This window comes from Celeribacter baekdonensis B30 (assembly GCF_000299875.1).
Lineage (GTDB): Bacteria > Pseudomonadota > Alphaproteobacteria > Rhodobacterales > Rhodobacteraceae > Celeribacter > Celeribacter baekdonensis_A.
Map to the genome: position 1 here is coordinate 96,180 of NZ_AMRK01000002.1, position 17,968 is coordinate 114,147.

The following is a 17,968-nucleotide window of genomic DNA, read 5'->3' on the forward strand; positions in this document are numbered from 1 at the left end:
GCGTTTAGAACGCAGGGCAACAGGATACGCAGGGAGCCGCGACATGCTCGATCATCTCGAATTCACCACGCCAAAGCCGAAAGTCATTTCGGGGGCAAAAGACGACTGGGAACTGGTGATCGGGATGGAAATCCACGCTCAGGTCGCCTCCAAATCCAAGCTGTTCTCTGGCGCTTCGACGAAATTCGGCAATGAGCCGAACTCGAACGTCTCTTTCGTGGACGCGGCCATGCCCGGCATGTTGCCCGTGATCAACGAATTCTGCGTCGAACAAGCGGTGCGCACGGGGCTGGGCCTCAAAGCTGAGATCAACCTGTTCTCCGCCTTTGACCGGAAAAACTATTTCTACCCGGATCTGCCGCAAGGCTACCAGATTTCGCAGCTCTATCACCCGATCGTGGGCGAAGGCGAAGTGATCGTCGATATGGAACCTGGTGTGGCCCGTTTGGTGCGCATCGAGCGCATCCATTTGGAACAAGACGCTGGCAAATCCATCCATGACATGGACCCGACCATGTCCTTCGTCGACCTGAACCGCACCGGCGTGGCCTTGATGGAAATCGTGTCCCGCCCCGACATTCGTGGCCCCGAAGAAGCCGCCGCCTATGTGCTGAAACTGCGCCAAATCCTGCGCTATTTGGGCACCTGCGACGGCAACATGCAAAACGGCAACCTGCGCGCCGACGTGAACGTCTCTGTCTGTCGTCCGGGCCAGTATGAAAAATATCAAGCCACTCAAGATTTTGGTCATCTCGGCACCCGCTGCGAGATCAAAAACATGAACTCGACGCGGTTCATCCAGATGGCGATTGATTACGAGGCCCGGCGTCAAATCGCGATCCTGGAAGATGGCGGCACGGTCGATCAAGAGACCCGTCTCTATGACGCCGACAAGAACGAAACCCGCTCGATGCGCTCCAAAGAAGAGGCACATGACTACCGCTATTTCCCCTGCCCCGATCTGCTGCCGCTGGAGATCGAACAGGAATGGGTGGATGACATTGCGAAGACCTTGCCCGAATTGCCCGACGAGAAAAAGGCCCGCTTTGTCAAAGAGTTCGGTCTGTCCGAATATGACGCAAACGTGTTGACCGCCGACACCGCGAACGCCAGCTATTTCGAAGGCGTGGCCGCCGGCACCGACGGCAAACTGGCCGCGAACTGGGTGATCAACGAGCTGTTTGGCCGTCTGAAAAAAGATGACAAAGACATCGAAACCTCACCCGTCTCCCCCGAACAACTGGGCGGCATCGTCAAGCTGATCAAATCCGGCGACATCTCCGGCAAGATCGCCAAGGACCTGTTTGAGATCGTCTATACCGAGGGCGGCAACCCGGCCGAGATCGTTGACGCGCGCGGCATGAAACAGGTCACAGACACCGGCGCGATTGAAAAAGCGGTCGATGAGGTGATCGCCGCCAACCCCGGACAGGTCGAAAAAGCTCAACAGAACCCGAAACTTGCGGGTTGGTTTGTGGGCCAAGTGATGAAAGCCACAGGCGGCAAGGCCAATCCTGGCGCAGTCGATGCGCTGGTCAAAGCCAAACTCGGCCTCTAAATCACCCCTCCATCAAAGGCATAAAGGCGTCCCTCATGGGCGCCTTTTTTCATAAACTCGCCCTTAACTTTCGGGGGAGTAGCTTGGGACACATGGAAGGAGCCCATCATGTCCCATTACGAGTACAAAGCCATCCCTGCCCCGCATGAAAGCGAAGCCACCTCCGCCTCGCAAACGCCTGAGGCGCGATTGGCCGACGCGGTGACCGTGCGGCTCAATGCCATGGCAAAAGAGGGCTGGACCTATCTGCGCTCGGACGCATTCGCCCTCACCGGGGTATCGGGCAAACAGGCGGTTTTGGTGTTTCGACGCGAAAGCGATTTTGGCATGTTCGGACAGGATAAACCCAGCTTTGGGACCTTCGGGCCAGAAGCCGCCGAGTGAGGCCAGCGCCGCCCGTGACACACGGCCCATGCCTTGACCTCCGGTGCCCATCCGCTAAACCTGTGCCGCAACGACGCGCCGCCCAACGCGGTCACCACAGGAGACGCATATGCCCCTTTATGAGTACCTCACCGTGCCCGCCCCGCGCAAAGGCGAGAAAACCCGCGGCATCAAGACCCCTGAGGCGCGGATCGCACTGGCGATGCAAAGCGTGCTCAATGAAAAGGGCGCTGAGGGCTGGGAGTATATCCGTGCCGATCTCTTGCCGATGGAAGAGCGCTCCGGGCTGACCTCAAAAGCGATCACCTATCACACGGTTCTGGTGTTTCGCCGGGAACGCGATGCGAATGCCGTGGCGACGGTCTCGACGACGGAACAGGCCGCCGTGCAACCGCGCAAATCCCCGGTCGCGGACCGCACCACGCCGCCGCCCTCTGTGCCCTTTCCGGCCCATGCCGAAAAAGGCGCGGGCGCAAATGCCCGCCGCCTCTCGCCCGAGGTGGCCGACGAGATCGCCGAAGACCGTGAATCATAATCCCGCGCTCACACATCCAGATCCAGCGCCAGCGCATGAATGCGCGGCACCAAATCGCCGAGTGCTTTGTGCACCATCCGGTGGCGCGCCACCCGCGATTGTCCGGCGAAGGCCTCTGAGCGGATCATCACATTAAAATGCGTCTCCCCCGCCCCGCCGGGATTTCCGGCATGTCCGGCATGTGAGGCGCTATCATCTTCGATCTTTAAGGTTTTTGGCGCAAAGGCCGCCTGTAACCTGACGCGCATTTCATCGGAAATTGTCATCTCTCTCTCCCAGTTTTCGGCCCCAAGGCCTTTCCCATTTTGCATTCTTCATCTAAAGTCCTGCGTCCGAGTCGAAAAGGTTGAGGCACATGGATAAAAACGATCCCTTCGGTTTTGATATGTCAGTCACGTCATCAAAAAAGAACAAACGTGGTGGCAGACGCGGCATGTCCGGGGCATTTGAGACCTCTAAACGGGTCTGCGAACATGACGGATGTCAGGAAGCGGGCCAATATCGCGCGCCCCGTTCGCCTGATCATTTGGACGAGTATAAATGGTTTTGTAAGGACCACGTGCGCGAATACAATTTGAAATGGAATTTTTTCACCAACGCCACACCGGAAGAAATGGACGAGCAAATCAAAGCGTCCCAAACCGGCGAACGTCCGACCAAGCCGTTTGGCAAAAAATCGGTCGAACAGAGGGCGTGGGAGCGTCTTGGCATTGATGATGCTCATGAGGTGCTGGGCGAAAACGCGACGCAGAACCCGGGCAAATCGGACCCGGCGGCCTCGACGCGCAAACTGCCGCCGGTGGAGCGGCAGGCGATCGATATTTTGGAGGCCAAGGACCATTGGACCAAGGCCGAAATCAAGAAACAATATCGCGCTTTGATCAAAGTGCTGCACCCGGACGTGAACGGCGGCGATCGCTCGCAAGAGGAGCAGTTGCAACAGGTCGTCTGGGCCTGGGATCAGCTCAAAGAGAGCCGTTGGTTTAAGTAAACTATAGGGTCCAGACTGGGTCAAAACAGCCTCAAAATAGAAAAAGCCGCCTCACATGGGGCGGCTTTTTTGATGGCGTAAGGCGTGGTTTTAATGCGCCGCGCCCGCTTTTTTGCCCGTCACCAAACGGATCAAAGGGTTGATGATCCGGGCCACAATGGGGATCAGGATCAGGCCATAGATCAGCCCAAGGATGCCATCGAAAAACGCCGTCACGACCCAAGCGATAAAGCCGGATGCCCCGACAAAGGCATGCGCGGCCAGTTCGGCGATGTGGTGGATGTCCTCATAGGGATGCGGCTGGCCCAATTCGGACAGGCCATGGATCACGATGGACCCGCCGACCCAAATCATCGCGGCGGTGCCGATAATCATCAAAAGGGTCATCAAGATCGGCATGAATTTCACGATCCCGCGCCCCAAAGCCCGCGTCACGGACAGCCGCCCAACCCGTGCCAACCACAGGCCGACATCATCGGCTTTGACGATCAAAGCGACGCTGCCATAAACCACCACGGTGATGATCACCCCTGCAAGCCCCAAGGTGAAGGCGCGAAAGACGAGACTTGCAGAGGGATCAAGGGCCGCCAAAATGATGGTCATGATCTCGGCGGAAAGGATGAAATCGGTCTTGACCGCGCCCGCCACTTTGGTGGCTTCGAGATGAGCCGGATCGCCTTGCTCGGCAGGTTGGCCATCGGCATGAGGCGCATGGGGTTTGAACAGGTGATAGACCTTTTCCGCCCCCTCAAAACACAAATACGACCCGCCGAGCATCAACAAAGGCGTGACCATCCATGGCGCGAAGGCTGACAAGAGCAACGCCAGAGGCAAAAGGATCAGCAATTTGTTGCGGATCGAACCAAGGGCGATTTTGCCGACGATCGGCAATTCACGCGCGGCGGCGAAGCCATGGACGTATTTCGGCGTGACGGCGGCGTCATCAATCACCGCGCCCGCCGCCTTGGCCGAGGCTTTCGCCGCTTGGCCCGCCACATCATCGACCGAGGCCGCCGCCACTTTGGCGATGCCCGCCACGTCGTCCAATAATGCCAAAAGGCCGCTCATACCTGTGTCCCCGTTTTCATCTTACGTTGAGGCTATGTAGTCACGAATGCGCTCACTGGCAAACCCACCCGCAAACCCAAGTGCAAAAAAGCGGGGCGCCCCAAAGGACGCCCCACCCGCATGATCCCCGAAGGGAGACCTCATTCAAAGTGCCGCGCTTACATCGCCGGCAAAAGCACCTTGTCGATCACATGGATCACACCGTTCGATTGATCAACGTCAGCGATGGTCACAGTGGCCGCGTTGCCCTGTTCGTCTTCGATCATCACCATACCGTCTTTGACCATGGCTTTGAGCGTACAGCCGCCCACGGTCGGCACATCATGCACGCCGCCGTCATCTTCGATCATGCCCACAAGGGCTTCGGACATCACATCAGCGGCAACCACATGGCAGGTCAGAATTTTGGTCAACTGATCTTTGTTTTCCGGCATCAAAAGCGTTTCAACCGTGCCCTCGGGCAAAGCGGCAAACGCGTCATTGGTCGGGGCGAACACGGTGAACGGACCTTCGCCAGCGAGCACATCCACGAGACCCGCAGCCTGGACAGCGGCGACCAGAGTGGTGTGATCGGCGGAGTTCACAGCGTTTTCTACGATGTTTTTCTCGGGGAACATCTCAGCGCCGCCGACCATCGGGTTTTTCATGCCATGGTCGTCCGCAAAGGCGGTGGTGGCGAGAAGAGCGGCAGTGGCAGCGGCAAAAATTGTGCGTTTCATCATAAGTCTCCCTTAAGAACACGCCCCGACCCAGTGTCGAGGTTATAAGGGGTACGGGGCGGATCACCGCATGGATCACCACGCGCCCTTCACGTTCAGTCACACAGGCGTGAGGTGTTTTTTTGCGCCACCTGGCATTCTGAGCGCTGGCTCACGCCCCCGCGACGCCTCGCCCCTTGCACCTGACGCGCCGATAGGGCACGAAGTCACCTAAAGCGTTTTGCCAAAGCCCTGCGAGACCGGTGTGCGGCGGAACAGTTAAGTGAACACATAAGAAAACGGGCCGAACCATGGACGCGAACGCAAAACCGACCGAAACCATTTCTGTACGCGATGTCTTTGGCATTGATACTGACATGACCGTAAAAGGCTTTGCCGAGCGCCTCGACCGCGTGCCGGACGAAGACCCGACCTATAAATTTGACCCGGATACGACGCTGGCGATTCTTGCGGGCTTTGCCCACAACCGCCGCGTGATGATCCAGGGCTACCACGGCACCGGCAAATCGACCCATATCGAACAGGTCGCCGCCCGGCTCAACTGGCCGTCTGTGCGCGTCAACCTCGACAGCCACATCTCGCGCATTGACCTGATCGGCAAAGACGCGATCAAGCTGCGCGACGGCAAACAGGTGACCGAATTCCAAGAGGGCATTCTGCCCTGGGCCCTGCGAAACCCCTGCGCCATCGTGTTTGACGAATATGATGCGGGCCGCGCCGATGTGATGTTTGTGATCCAACGGGTGTTGGAAGCCGATGGGAAGTTGACGTTGATGGACCAAAACGAGGTGATCACCCCGCACCCGTCCTTCCGCCTCTTTGCCACCGCCAACACGGTTGGCCTTGGCGACACCACCGGGCTGTACCACGGCACGCAACAGATCAACCAAGCGCAGATGGACCGTTGGTCTTTGGTGGCGACGTTGAATTATCTCAGCCATGACGCCGAAGCGAATATCGTTTTGGCCAAATGCCCGCATTACAACACCGAAAAAGGCCGCCGCGACATTTCGCAGATGGTGACCGTGGCCGATCTGACCCGCACCGCGTTCATGAATGGCGACCTCTCGACCGTGATGTCGCCGCGCACCGTGATCACCTGGGCGCAGAACGCCGAGATTTTCCGCAACATCGGCTATGCGTTCCGCCTCACCTTCCTCAACAAATGCGATGAGTTGGAACGTCAGACCGTGGCGGAATTCTACCAGCGCTGTTTTGACGAAGAATTGCCGGAATCGGCGGCCTCTGTCGCAAGCTGATAGCGCGTCTTTTAAAACATGAGACTGAAACGGGCCCCTCCTGGGGTCCGTTTTCTTTTGTCCGTATGGAGGTCTTGTATGGGGGCTCTTGTCCTGTGCCGATATCTCGCTTACACAAGATCGTTACGTTATAACGTAACGATTCCAATTCGAGTTTAACGACACAAAGAAAGAGAGTCCCACGAATGCACCGCATGAGTTCGAATACGATCACCGCACTGGCCGCCTCCATTCTGTTGATCTTCGCCACACCAACTATGGCACATGATGCCAAATCCCACGATGCAAGCCCGGAACACGCCCACACCCATGACGTGGATCAAGACATCTACAACGGCTATTTTGAGGACTCTCAAATCAAAGATCGCCCGCTGTCCGATTGGGCCGGGGCATGGCAATCGGTCTACCCTTACTTGCAGGACGGAACGCTTGACCCTGTGATGCAACACAAGGCCGAACAGGGCGACAAAACCGCCGACGCCTATCGCAGCTATTATGACACAGGGTACAAAACCGATGTGGACCATATCGACATAGACGGCAACACGGTGCGCTTTGTCCGTGATGGGAAACCCCTTTCGGCCCAGTATGAAAGCGATGGCCACGAAGTCCTCACCTACGCCAAGGGAAACCGGGGCGTGCGCTACATCTTTGAGAAAACTGACGGGGATGCGGCAGCCCCAGCGTATATTCAGTTTAGCGATCACCGAATTTCTCCCGCAAGCGCCGATCACTACCACCTCTATTGGGGCAATGACCGTGCGGCCCTCCTCAAAGAAGTGACCAACTGGCCGACATATTACCCGGCCTCAATGGATGGCGACGCGATCGTCCATGAAATGCTCGCGCACTAATGGCAGCCCCATGACATAAAGCCCTCTGGCCCACATCGCGCGCATCGCGGTGTGGGCGTTCAGAGACCGGCCTTGACACAAACCAGATCACCTCATCAAACGTATATACGTCCGATAGACAAAAATGGCTTGTCACGACTCGCCTGTCGCGCTTACGTTATTGTAACGTTTTTGCGACAAATTGAGGCTATGACACAGAGAGTCCACAGAGTTATCCACAGGCAAGCCCGCACATCCCTTGCCACCATGAGCGCCCTTTTGAGCGCGCTCAGCCTCTGTGTTGCGGCCCCGGTTCAGGCCCTGCCTGCCACCTCCTCCCCCCTCGCCCGCGATTTCGCCTATTGTGCCGGACGGCTGTCCGCCGAGGCGCAACACCGCGAAGACCAAAGCCTCAATGAGCTTAAACACGCCATGCAGGAACTTTTGGCCGCCGTGATCGCCCCCGAAGAGGCCGAGGCCTACGAAGAATTGCGCTTGGCCGGTCATGTGGCGCAAAGCGAACTTTTGGCGCTGTCGCGGTTTTCCTTTGACCAAGGCGAGGCGGACCGCGCCAGACAACTTGCCCAAGACAGCATTCGCCACTGCCGCGCCATGCTTTTGGGCGCATGATCCAAGACTGAATCCGGGCATGAAAAAGGCCCGCAACACGCGAGCCTTTCCCAAACATTTCAAAACCTTGGATTAACGCGCCGCTTTGGTCGCCTTGGTCCACCAGGCCAAATCGCCCAGCATGGCGGTGACGGATGGCAGGATGTTGGCTTCGATCTCCGACATTTCGGCATTGGCGCCCAGAGGTGAGACTTTGAAAAAATCCGAACCGGAAATATAAACGGCGGCGCGCACCGGCACCATCGACAGGTTGATCGTCACGGCGCGCAAATGTTCGACCGCACGGGCCGCACCGACCGAGCCATAGCCAAAGACGGCGGCGGGTTTGCGCACCCATTCCTTGCCAGCTTGATCCAACGCGTTTTTCAACGAAGCCGGGATCGAGGAGTTGTATTCCGGGGTGACGAAAATATAGCCATCAAATTCGGCCATTTTTTCCTGCCATGTCACGGCTTTTGCGTCCGCGGACGGCATCCACAGGTTAGAGGCCATTTCGTTGAACATCGGCAACGCATAGTCTTTCAGATCGACCAGTTCGAAGTCGAGATCGGTGCTGATCTCTTTGGCTTTTTCCAAAAGCCAGTTTGCCGGTTTATCGGCAAAACGGGCATCGCGGGTGGAACCAATGATGATGGCGATTTTCGGATTAGACTGCGGGGTGGTCATGGGGAACTCCTGTTCTGAGCGCGGGGGATAAGGGGGAGGAAAGGTCCGCGGCTTTGAGGCCTACATAAATTCGCACCCACAACGACTTCAATCCAAATATATGTGCGCCATCGCGCAATTCCTGTGCAAACACATATGCCCCCTGTGTCGCATGTCTTTCTCTTGCCCGACCTGCGCGCGCATGATTTAACGAGCGCATGAACAAGCCCTCTGATAACCCTGCCGATCCGTTCAAAAAGGCGCTGGCCGAAGCCACAAAAGTGCTCGCCAACGATGCGGAGCTGACGATCACCTATTCGATGGACCCCTCTGGTCTGTCGGGCGATACCGTGCGCCTGCCGCAAGTGTCGCGGCGGATGACCAAAGACGAAGTGTTGATCGCGCGCGGCACCGCCGATGCGCTGGCTCTGCGTCACAAATTTCACGACCAACCGACGTTCCAACGCTACGCGCCACAGGGTCAGATGGCGTTTGAGATTTACGACGCCCTGGAAACCGCGCGCTGTGAGGCGGCGGGAGCGCGGCACATGCCCGGCACGGCCAAAAACATCAATGCCAAAATCGGCAATGAGGCAATGCGCCGTGGCTATGATGGCATCACCAAACGTGAAGACGCGCCTTTGGCACAGGCCATGGGCTATTACCTGCGCGAATTGTCCACCGGGCGTGAACTGCCAAAAGGCGCAGACACGGTTTTGAATCTGTGGCGCGATTTCATTGAGGGTCAGACTCAGGGCACATTCGAGGATATTGGCGATCTGTTGGAAGATCAGCGCGGCTTTGCCCGTCTGGCGCGGCGCGTGATCGAAGAGCTGGGATACGGCGACCAATTGGGCGACGACCCCGACGCGACCGATCCCGAAGACGATCAATCCGCCGAAACCGACGAGCAAGAAGAAGAGGCCGAGTCCACCGGCGAAGAGCAGGACAGCTCGGACGAGGAAGAGGCCAGCCCCGAGAGCGCGCAGGACGAACAGCAGGACATGCAAGAGGCCTCGATGTCCTCCGATGACATGGCCGAAGATGAGTTTTCGGATGAGGTCGAGCTGCCGCAAGATGAGGCCGAGGTCGAACCACCGCAACCCGCGCCCTATTCCGACGCCGATCCGAATTACCAAGTGTTTTCCACCGCCAACGATGAAGAGATCGCCGCCGAAGATTTGGCCGAACCGGCTGAATTGGAACGCCTGCGCGCCTATTTGGATCAACAGTTGGAACCGCTCAAAGGGGCTGTGTCGCGCCTGGCCAACAAACTGCAACGCCGCCTTCAGGCGCAACAAAACCGCTCATGGGAATTTGACCGCGAGGAGGGGATTTTGGACGCTGGCCGCTTGGCCCGTGTGATCGCCAACCCCACCACGCCATTGTCCTTCAAGGTCGAAAAAGACACCGAATTCCGCGACACGGTGGTGACGCTCCTGCTCGACAACTCCGGCTCTATGCGCGGTCGTCCGATCTCGATCGCGGCGATCTGTGCCGATGTCTTGGCGCGCACGCTGGAGCGTTGCAACGTCAAGGTTGAGGTGCTGGGCTTTACCACCCGCGCGTGGAAGGGCGGATTGGCGCGCGAAGCGTGGCTGGCCGCTGGGCGTCCGGCGCAACCCGGCCGTTTGAACGATCTGCGCCACATCATCTACAAATCTGCCGACGCGCCGATGCGCCGGACACGGGCCAATTTGGGCCTGATGATGAAAGAGGGCCTGTTGAAAGAAAACATCGACGGCGAGGCGCTTGAATGGGCGCATCGGCGGATGATGGGACGGCCTGAAGCGCGTAAAATCCTCATGGTGATCTCGGATGGGGCACCGGTGGATGACAGCACGCTGTCGGTCAACCCGGCCAATTACCTTGAAAAACACCTGCGCGATGTGATCGGCATGATCGAGAAACGCAAACAGGTTGAACTTTTGGCCATCGGCATCGGCCATGACGTCACGCGCTATTATGATCGCGCCGTGACTATTACCGATGTCGAACAATTGGCGGGCGCGATGACCGAACAACTGGCTTCTCTGTTTGACAGCGACCCGCGCGCCCGCGCACGGGTGATGGGCATCCGCCGCGCGTCCTAAGACCTGCGGCGCCGATCTGCGCGCACCAAATGATTATTTTAAATAGAAAAGGCACATGGCACCATGTTCCAGAGCTTTGACGTGACCTCTCGCCCTGACCAAGCCGCCCCGCGCGTCACCGCCCTGCGCGCCGCAATGGTGGACGCCGGATTGGACGCCTTTATCGTGCCGCGTGGCGACGCCCATCAGGGCGAATATGTTGCGCCCTGTGATGAACGTTTGGCGTGGTTGACCGGGTTCACCGGGTCGGCGGGCTTTGCCGTGATCCTGCGTGACCGCGCGGTGATGTTCACCGATGGCCGCTACACGGTTCAGGTGCGCGCTCAATGCGATCCGGCAGTGTTTGATTTCGTCGCCTGGCCGCAGACCAGCCTTGGCGCATGGTTGAAAGAGACGGATGCGGAAAAGATCGGTTTTGACCCTTGGCTGCACACGATCCGCGAGATCGACGGGCTGCGCCGCACGCTCTCCGACACGCCAAAAGAGATGGTGGCGACGGTCAATCTTGTCGACAAAATCTGGCCCGACCGGCCAGAACGTGGGATGTCACCCGTGAGTGTACACCCCTTTGAACTGGCCGGCAAAACCTCCGAGGAAAAGTTTACTGAGATTGGTGCGGCCGTGAAAAAGGCCGGGGCTGAGGTGGTGGTGCTCACCCTGCCTGACAGCCTGTGTTGGCTGTTGAACATCCGCGGCACGGATATTGCGCATAATCCGGTGGTGCAGGCCTTTGGAATTTTGACCACTACAGGCGACACGGGCGGTAAGCTGACCCTGTTTGACGCCGCGGAAAAATACGCCCATCTCGGCCCCGATCCACGCATCACGATCGAGCCACGCGAGGGTTTCGCCGCCGCGCTTGGGGCGCTGCAAGGTCCGGTGTTGGTCGATCCCGGCACAGCCCCCCATGCGGTCAAAACCATGATGTCGGAGGCGGAGATCATCGAGGGCGATGACCCCTGTATCCTGCCGAAAGCCTGCAAAACCGAGGCGGAAATCAAGGGGATGCGCGAGGCGCATCTGCGCGATGGCGCGGCGATGGTGGAGTTTCTGTGCTGGCTCTCCGAGCAAATGCCCGAAGACCTGACCGAGATCGAAGTGGTCAAACAGCTTGAGGCCTGTCGCGCCGCCACCAACCAACTCAAAGAGATTTCTTTTGATACGATTTGTGGTGCCGGGCCGAATGGCGCGATTGTCCATTACCGTGTGACCGAAGACACCAACCGCGCGCTCAAACGCGGTGAATTGTTGCTGGTGGACAGTGGCGGCCAGTACCAAGACGGCACCACCGACATCACCCGCACCGTCGCGCTTGGCGATGTGGCGGGCGAAGAGCGGGTGAGTTTTACTGCGGTGCTTCAGGGCATGATCGCGATCTCAACCGCGCGCTTTCCGCGCGATGTGTCGGGCGGGCATCTGGACGCTTTGGCGCGTGCGCCATTGTGGCGGATGGGGCGCGATTATGATCACGGCACCGGCCACGGCGTTGGCGCATTTCTGTCCGTCCACGAAGGCCCGCAACGCATTTCACGCAGCTCAACCTTGGCGCTGCGCGAGGGGATGATCCTCTCGAATGAACCCGGCTATTATCGCGAAGGCGCTTACGGCATCCGCATCGAAAACCTGATTGTGGTGCGCCCCGCCGCTGAAATTTCAGGCGCCGATGATCGCGACATGTTGGCGTTTGAGACCCTGACCTTTGTCCCGATTGATCGCTCGTTGATTCTGGTCGATGAATTGGCGCCATGGGAGCGCGATTGGCTCAATGACTATCACGCCGAGGTCTGGGACAAGATCGCGCCGCGTGTGTCAGAGACGGCCCGCGACTGGCTGCGACATGCGGTTGCACCCGTCTGACATATACCTGTCGCAAGAAGCCTGATAAGGTCTGCGAAAATCAACAGAGGGATACGAGACATGCCAGATCATATCAAGATCCGCACAGCCCCGGGGACCTATGTGGTTCGAGCGGGCGGTGCCGTTTTGGGCGAAACATCGCGGGCTTTGGAACTGAGCGAAGGGGACTATCCGCCGGTGATTTATTTCCCGCGTGAAGACCTTGCGATGGCGTTTTTGGACAAGACCGACACCGTCTCCGTCTGCCCGTTCAAAGGCGAGGCCACCTATTATGCGATCCACACGAAATCCGTGGTGATTGCCGATGCGGCATGGTCCTATGAGGACCCGAAACCGCTCGTCTCCGGCCTCAAAGACTATATCGCCTTTTATCCGCGAAAAGCCGCTGTCGAACAGCTTTAAGCCCCAATTTCATCACAAAAACCATTGTAGAAACGCAGGCTTTCGGGCCTGCGTTTTCGCTTTAACTGTGCTCTTCCGCCGCCGTGTCCGCGAGCTTTTTACTAAACACCCGAAGCGCATCGACCTGAAACAGCGCACCGTGAAGTTCGGGACCGCTTTCCTCATGCAGTGTGACGACCGGGACAAACACCAGATTATGCGCCTCAAACAAAGGCATCGCCTTTTCCAAAGTCATATTGGGAGACACATAAATCCCCTGCTGGATCAAATCCTTACAGGCCTCCTCCGAGGCCGCACGTGGCGCATCCGGGGCACGGTAACATTGGTGTACCCGCACCGTCGCCAAAAGATAGGCCTGTGGGCCCGCCGCCAAATGCACATCGCGCCGTTCCAACAGCGTGAGAAAAAACGAGCGATCCACCAACCGCGAAGCCAGGGCCGTGGACAGCGACACCGCCACCATCACTGCCAATCCGGTTTGCCAATCCCCGGTCAGTTCAAATACGATCAACGTGGTCGAAATCGGCGCGCCAAGCACTGCTGCCGCCACCGCCCCCATTCCCGCCAAAGCATAGAGCGTGGCGGTGCCCGACACATTCGGGAACACCGCCGTGGCGATCAGGCCAAAGGCCAGCCCGGTCAAAGCCCCGACCATCAAAGCGGGCGAAAACACGCCCCCGCCCATGCGTCCGGCCATGGTGATGGCGACAGCCACGACCTTGATCACCGCAAAGACGATGGCCTGCCAGATCAGTAATTGCCCGGTGAGCGCGTAAGATGTGGTCTCGTATCCGACCCCGATGATATGCGGAAAAAAGATCGCGATGGTGCCGAGCAATAACCCCGCCACCGCCGGGCGCAAAACCGGCGGCAGGTGCATCCGCTCTTGCGCCCATGAGCCAAAATCATCGGCCATGAAAATCGTCCGCATCATCACCACGGCGACCACACCACAAAGCAACCCAAGCAACAAAAACGCCGGGAGTTCGACGTAAAAGGTCAGCGCCCCTTCGGCAGCCAAGGTAAATTCGGTGACACCGCCAAACTCCAAACGGTTGATCACCGTGCCCGCAGCCGAGGCGATGACAATCGGCGCAAAGGCATGGACCGCGAAATGGCGCAAGACGACTTCAAGCGCAAACAAGGCCCCGGCAATCGGCGCGTTGAAAGACGCCGACACGGCGGCGGCGACAGCACAGCCCAACAGGTCGCGCCCGGTGATGCCGTCGGCATGCAATCGGTTGGACACCCAGCTTGAAATCACCCCCGCCAAGTGGACCACGGGGCCCTCGCGTCCCGACGATCCGCCCGTGGACAGCGTGATCAGCGAGGCGGCGGCCGAGGCCAGACCTGCGCGTTTTTCCACACGACCCTCATTCAAGGCCGCACCTTCGATCACATCCGCCACCGAGCGCACCCGCCCGTCCGGCGTGAACCAGTTGAGGATCACCCCAACCACCAGCCCGCCACAGACCGGCAGGGCCAAAACCCAATACCACGGCAGGCCTCCGGCAAAACTATGCAGGTGGCGCAGATCATCCGTGCCGTAGAAAAAGCCTTGTAACAGGTTGATCCCTTTGCGGAAAAGCAAAGCGGCAAAGCCGGAGGCCACACCGATGCACAGCGCGATGAACCAAAATTGGATTTGGCTGGGGCCGCGCCTGCGGATCAGGGCCACGGTCTCGGCAAGTCCCTCCCGGATCTCAGAGATAGCGCGTTTTGGGTATGAAATTTTATCGTCAGACATGCCCGGCGCTGTCCCCCTGCCCTCAATTATAGGCGTTTTTTGCGCCCAATCGCCCTTGATCGGCGGATTTTGTCCTCTGTCAGGCGGGTCCTGCGCTTTCACTGCCCCGCCGCATCCTCTAAGGTCGATCAGCCGCAACAGACAGCGATTCCGATATGATCTCAGATACTCTCTTCACCGAGCTTTCCTCCGTTCTAGAGGGTCGCCTCACCCGTTCCAAGTCCGATTTGGATCAACATGGCCAGTCCGAGACGTGGTTTCCGCTGACCCCGCCCGAGGCTGTGGCCTATCCCGAAACCACCGAAGAGGTCGCGGCCCTGATGAAACTGTGCCACGCCCATGACATCCCTGTCACGGGCTTTGGCGCGGGCACCTCGCTTGAGGGGCAAACTTTGGCGATCCACGGCGGGATTGTGGTGGATTTTTCCCGGATGAACCGGGTGTTGCGGATCAATGACGCCGATATGGATGTGGTGGTGCAACCGGGCGTGACACGCGAGGCGCTCAATGTCGAATTGCGCACCACCGGGTTGATGTTCCCGGTCGATCCGGGCGCGAATGCCTCGCTGGGCGGTATGGCGATGACGCGGGCGTCGGGCACCACGGCGGTGAAATACGGCACCATGCGCGACAATGTCATCGGGCTTGAGGTCGTTTTGGCCGATGGCACGATTGTGCGCACCGGATCGCGGGCGCGTAAATCGGCAGCGGGCTATGATTTGACCGCTTTGATGGTCGGGTCTGAGGGCACTTTGGGCCTGATCACCGAACTCACCCTGCGGCTGCATGGCCAACCCGAAGCGGTGTCGGCGGCGGTCTGTGCCTTTGACGAGATGGGGCCTGCGGTCGAGGCGGTGATTGCGACGATCCAGATCGGCCTGCCGATGGCCCGGATCGAATTTCTGGATGCGGATTCCGTGAATGCCGTAAACCTCTATTCCGGCTCAGATTTTCCGCTCAAACCACATTTGTTCGTCGAATTCAACGGCTCGGAACAGGCGGTGTCTGAGCAGGTCGATCTGTTTGGCGAGATCGTCCATGATTTCGGCGGCTCAGATTTCAACTGGGCCACCAAACCCGAAGACCGCACCGCCCTTTGGACCATGCGCCACCACGCCTATTGGGCCATTTTGGCGCTCAGAAAAGGTGCAAAAGCCGTGGTCACCGACATCTGTGTGCCGATCTCGAAACTGGCGCAGGCGGTGGAAGAAACGGCAGAAGACATCAAGGCCTCGCCCTTGGACGGTCCGATTTTGGGCCATGTCGGAGATGGCAATTTTCACGCCATTTTGCTGGTCGACCCTAATGACGAGGCCGAGATCAAAGAGGCCAAACGCTTGGCGCATCTGATGGCCGAACGGGCGCTGAAACTTGGCGGCACAATCACCGGCGAACATGGCATCGGCATGGGCAAAAAGAGCCTGATGATCGAGGAACACGGCGAAGCTTGGGCGATGATGGGCGCAATCAAAGCGGCGTTGGATCCCAAAAATATCCTCAATCCGGGCAAGATCGTCCCCTAAGAATGAGAGTATTTGCATCACGGTAAGGACAGGCGAGGCACGAGAGTCTCGTGCCTGTTGTCTTAGCCGATCAAAAGCGCGCGTGCGGCGTCACGCGCGGCTTCGGTGATGGTGTCGCCCGCCAACATCCGCGCCAATTCGTCAATCCGCTCCATGTCGTCCAAAGGCGTGACTTCGGAAAGCGTCATGCCACCTTCGACCCGTTTGGCCACGCGCCAATGATGCCCGCCCAAAGCGGCCACTTGTGGGCTGTGGGTGACGACCAGGACTTGCCCCTCTGAGGCCAGCGCTTTGAGCCGCCGTCCGACCGCATCCGCCGTCGCACCACCGACGCCACGGTCAATTTCATCAAAGATCATCGTAACACCGGATTGATCGCGGGTGAGGCAAACTTTGAGCGCCAAAAGAAAGCGCGACAATTCCCCGCCAGAGGCGATTTTACCGATCGGTCCGGCAGGCGCTCCGGGGTTGGTCGCGACCGTAAAGGCCACGGTATCACGGCCCTCCGCGCCGGGCTCGCCCGCTGTGATTTGAGTCCAAAACACCGCGCGTTCCATTTTCAGCGGGGCGAGTTCTTTGGCCATCATCGAGTCCAACTCGGCGGCGGCTTTGGTGCGAGCCTCTGTCAGGGTGTGCGCCGCCGCCTCATAGGTGGTTTCGGCCGTCTCTACCGCTTTGGCCAGTGCCACAAGATCGCCAGCGCCACGATCAAGAGCGGTCAGTTTAAGCCGCAACGCATCGGCAAAGCCGCCGAGATCATCGGCCAAAACTGAATGCTTGCGGGCCAACCCCCGAATGGCGAACAACCGCTCTTCGACCTCTTCCAACTCATGGGGATTAAACCGCAGCGCATCGATACAGGATTCGACGCCGGACTGGGCATCGGCCAATTCATTGAGCGCGCGGCCCAAGGATTCAATCGCGCCCTCAAGCCGCCCTTCGGCCTTTTCCGCCGCCCCCTCAAGCCAACGCAGAGCATCCGCCAACATCCCCTCACCGCCATCATAGGACAGGGCTTGATGCGCCTTGGCGACATCAGCCGCGATCTTTTCAGAGGACTGCATCAGGCGACGTTGGGCGTCGAGTTTGGCCTCTTCTCCGGGCTCTGGATTGAGTTTGTCAAATTCGGCCACGGCATGACGCAGGAACTCTTCTTCGTCCTTGAGCGCGGCTTGCTCTTTGGTCGCTTTGGCCAAGGCTTTGCGCGCCTCATAGAGCGTTTTCCAAGCCTGACGCGAGGCGGAAACCATGGACTCGAGCCCGCCGAAACTGTCCAAAAGCGCGCGATGGCCGCGCGGGTTCAACAACCCGCGATCATCATGTTGGCCATGCAATTCGACCAAGACATCCGACAGGCGGCGCAACACATCGCCCGACACCCGACGGTCATTGACCCATGCGGTTTTACGCCCGTCAGCGGCATTGACCCGGCGTAGGATCAGCTCGCCATCCTCGGCCTCAATGTCCAATTCTTTCAGCACATCCTCGGCGTCATGGCCGCGCGGCAAATCGAACACCGCCGTGACTTCGCCCTGCGCCGCCCCCGCGCGCACCAAATCGGCACGCCCGCGCCACCCCAGCACAAAGCCGAGACTGTCGAGCAGGATGGATTTGCCCGCGCCGGTTTCGCCGGTCAACACATTGAGACCCGGCTGAAACTCAAGTTCCAGCCGGTCAATGATCAACATGTCCCGGATGTCGAGACTTCTTAACATGAGATGGGC

At 58.8% G+C, this 17,968-nt stretch carries 17 protein-coding genes; 11 read left to right on the forward strand and 6 right to left on the reverse strand.

The features are described from left to right. Positions 1-43 precede the first annotated feature (43 nt). The 3 genes from gatB to B30_RS03940 all read left to right on the forward strand — a co-directional run bounded on the left by gatB (position 44) and on the right by B30_RS03940 (position 2,477). Positions 44-1,558 (forward strand): Asp-tRNA(Asn)/Glu-tRNA(Gln) amidotransferase subunit GatB, encoded by a 1,515-nt coding sequence (gene gatB, locus B30_RS03930; protein ID WP_009570718.1) that lies wholly within the window; start codon positions 44-46, stop codon positions 1,556-1,558. Positions 1,559-1,666: 108 nt separating this feature from the next. Beyond that, positions 1,667-1,942 (forward strand): hypothetical protein, encoded by a 276-nt coding sequence (locus B30_RS03935; protein WP_009570719.1) that lies wholly within the window; start codon positions 1,667-1,669, stop codon positions 1,940-1,942. A 109-nt stretch (positions 1,943-2,051) separates the two neighbouring features. Continuing rightward, complete coding sequence (locus B30_RS03940; protein ID WP_009570720.1) at positions 2,052-2,477, forward strand: DUF4177 domain-containing protein; 426 nt, start codon at positions 2,052-2,054, stop codon at positions 2,475-2,477. A gap of 8 nt (positions 2,478-2,485) precedes the next feature. Here B30_RS03940 and B30_RS03945 read toward each other — a convergent pair whose 3' ends face one another. Then, a complete protein-coding gene (locus tag B30_RS03945) occupies positions 2,486-2,743 on the reverse strand; it encodes a BolA family protein (protein WP_040401905.1) in 258 nt (85 codons plus the stop codon). A gap of 89 nt (positions 2,744-2,832) precedes the next feature. Between B30_RS03945 and B30_RS03950 the strand changes: the two genes are divergently transcribed. After that, positions 2,833-3,468, forward strand: a complete 636-nt coding sequence (locus B30_RS03950; RefSeq protein ID WP_009570722.1) for a J domain-containing protein — start codon at positions 2,833-2,835, stop codon at positions 3,466-3,468. Between the two features lie 90 nt (positions 3,469-3,558). Here the strand turns inward: B30_RS03950 and B30_RS03955 are convergent, their stop codons facing one another. Then, positions 3,559-4,536, reverse strand: a complete 978-nt coding sequence (locus B30_RS03955; RefSeq protein WP_009570723.1) for a DUF808 domain-containing protein — start codon at positions 4,534-4,536, stop codon at positions 3,559-3,561. 158 nt (positions 4,537-4,694) lie between these two features. After that, complete coding sequence (locus tag B30_RS03960) at positions 4,695-5,255, reverse strand: fasciclin domain-containing protein (RefSeq protein WP_009570724.1); 561 nt, start codon at positions 5,253-5,255, stop codon at positions 4,695-4,697. Between the two features lie 290 nt (positions 5,256-5,545). On the opposite strand from B30_RS03960, the gene cobS reads away from it, so the two are divergent. The 3 genes from cobS (at position 5,546) to B30_RS03975 (ending at position 7,977) form a co-directional block, all read left to right on the forward strand. Continuing rightward, a complete protein-coding gene (gene cobS / locus B30_RS03965; RefSeq protein WP_009570725.1) occupies positions 5,546-6,514 on the forward strand; it encodes a cobaltochelatase subunit CobS in 969 nt (322 codons plus the stop codon). Between the two features lie 185 nt (positions 6,515-6,699). Further along, positions 6,700-7,368 carry a metal-binding protein ZinT gene (locus tag B30_RS03970; protein ID WP_009570726.1) on the forward strand — a complete coding sequence of 223 codons (669 nt, stop codon included), beginning with the start codon at positions 6,700-6,702 and terminating at the stop codon, positions 7,366-7,368. 258 nt (positions 7,369-7,626) lie between these two features. Further along, entirely contained in the window at positions 7,627-7,977 is a 351-nt protein-coding gene (locus tag B30_RS03975; RefSeq protein ID WP_152003600.1) for a hypothetical protein, read from the forward strand. Between the two features lie 72 nt (positions 7,978-8,049). On the opposite strand, the gene B30_RS03980 is transcribed toward B30_RS03975, so the two are convergent. Next, on the reverse strand, positions 8,050-8,643 hold the full coding sequence (locus tag B30_RS03980) for an NADPH-dependent FMN reductase (protein ID WP_009570728.1): 594 nt from the start codon (positions 8,641-8,643) through the stop codon (positions 8,050-8,052). 197 nt (positions 8,644-8,840) lie between these two features. Between B30_RS03980 and cobT the strand changes: the two genes are divergently transcribed. The 3 genes from cobT (at position 8,841) to B30_RS03995 (ending at position 12,974) form a co-directional block, all read left to right on the forward strand. Then, entirely contained in the window at positions 8,841-10,715 is a 1,875-nt protein-coding gene (cobT, locus tag B30_RS03985) for a cobaltochelatase subunit CobT (RefSeq protein ID WP_009570729.1), read from the forward strand. Between the two features lie 63 nt (positions 10,716-10,778). Beyond that, positions 10,779-12,572 carry an aminopeptidase P family protein gene (locus B30_RS03990; RefSeq protein ID WP_009570730.1) on the forward strand — a complete coding sequence of 598 codons (1,794 nt, stop codon included), beginning with the start codon at positions 10,779-10,781 and terminating at the stop codon, positions 12,570-12,572. Positions 12,573-12,632: 60 nt separating this feature from the next. Continuing rightward, positions 12,633-12,974, forward strand: coding sequence for a DUF427 domain-containing protein (locus B30_RS03995; RefSeq protein WP_009570731.1), 342 nt, complete (start codon positions 12,633-12,635; stop codon positions 12,972-12,974). 61 nt (positions 12,975-13,035) lie between these two features. On the opposite strand, the gene B30_RS04000 is transcribed toward B30_RS03995, so the two are convergent. After that, on the reverse strand, positions 13,036-14,721 hold the full coding sequence (locus B30_RS04000; RefSeq protein ID WP_040401906.1) for a chloride channel protein: 1,686 nt from the start codon (positions 14,719-14,721) through the stop codon (positions 13,036-13,038). A gap of 155 nt (positions 14,722-14,876) precedes the next feature. Between B30_RS04000 and B30_RS04005 the strand changes: the two genes are divergently transcribed. Then, positions 14,877-16,244, forward strand: coding sequence for an FAD-binding oxidoreductase (locus B30_RS04005; protein ID WP_009570733.1), 1,368 nt, complete (start codon positions 14,877-14,879; stop codon positions 16,242-16,244). Between the two features lie 62 nt (positions 16,245-16,306). Here the strand turns inward: B30_RS04005 and recN are convergent, their stop codons facing one another. Further along, the gene (gene recN, locus B30_RS04010; protein WP_040401865.1) at positions 16,307-17,959 is read right to left on the reverse strand and encodes a DNA repair protein RecN; all 1,653 of its coding nucleotides are present in this window, start codon (positions 17,957-17,959) and stop codon (positions 16,307-16,309) included. Positions 17,960-17,968: the final 9 nt, after the last annotated feature.

What these genes read in the sequence shown, in the direction of transcription:
- gatB (WP_009570718.1), top strand. Translation starts at nt 44, where the DNA reads ATGCTCGATCATCTCGAATTCACCACGCCAAAGCCGAAAGTCATTTCG.
- B30_RS03935 (WP_009570719.1), top strand. Translation starts at nt 1,667, where the DNA reads ATGTCCCATTACGAGTACAAAGCCATCCCTGCCCCGCATGAAAGCGAA.
- B30_RS03940 (WP_009570720.1), top strand. Translation starts at nt 2,052, where the DNA reads ATGCCCCTTTATGAGTACCTCACCGTGCCCGCCCCGCGCAAAGGCGAG.
- B30_RS03945 (WP_040401905.1), bottom strand. Translation starts at nt 2,743, where the DNA reads ATGACAATTTCCGATGAAATGCGCGTCAGGTTACAGGCGGCCTTTGCG.
- B30_RS03950 (WP_009570722.1), top strand. Translation starts at nt 2,833, where the DNA reads ATGGATAAAAACGATCCCTTCGGTTTTGATATGTCAGTCACGTCATCA.
- B30_RS03955 (WP_009570723.1), bottom strand. Translation starts at nt 4,536, where the DNA reads ATGAGCGGCCTTTTGGCATTATTGGACGACGTGGCGGGCATCGCCAAA.
- B30_RS03960 (WP_009570724.1), bottom strand. Translation starts at nt 5,255, where the DNA reads ATGAAACGCACAATTTTTGCCGCTGCCACTGCCGCTCTTCTCGCCACC.
- cobS (WP_009570725.1), top strand. Translation starts at nt 5,546, where the DNA reads ATGGACGCGAACGCAAAACCGACCGAAACCATTTCTGTACGCGATGTC.
- B30_RS03970 (WP_009570726.1), top strand. Translation starts at nt 6,700, where the DNA reads ATGCACCGCATGAGTTCGAATACGATCACCGCACTGGCCGCCTCCATT.
- B30_RS03980 (WP_009570728.1), bottom strand. Translation starts at nt 8,643, where the DNA reads ATGACCACCCCGCAGTCTAATCCGAAAATCGCCATCATCATTGGTTCC.
- cobT (WP_009570729.1), top strand. Translation starts at nt 8,841, where the DNA reads ATGAACAAGCCCTCTGATAACCCTGCCGATCCGTTCAAAAAGGCGCTG.
- B30_RS03990 (WP_009570730.1), top strand. Translation starts at nt 10,779, where the DNA reads ATGTTCCAGAGCTTTGACGTGACCTCTCGCCCTGACCAAGCCGCCCCG.
- B30_RS03995 (WP_009570731.1), top strand. Translation starts at nt 12,633, where the DNA reads ATGCCAGATCATATCAAGATCCGCACAGCCCCGGGGACCTATGTGGTT.
- B30_RS04000 (WP_040401906.1), bottom strand. Translation starts at nt 14,721, where the DNA reads ATGTCTGACGATAAAATTTCATACCCAAAACGCGCTATCTCTGAGATC.
- B30_RS04005 (WP_009570733.1), top strand. Translation starts at nt 14,877, where the DNA reads ATGATCTCAGATACTCTCTTCACCGAGCTTTCCTCCGTTCTAGAGGGT.
- recN (WP_040401865.1), bottom strand. Translation starts at nt 17,959, where the DNA reads ATGTTAAGAAGTCTCGACATCCGGGACATGTTGATCATTGACCGGCTG.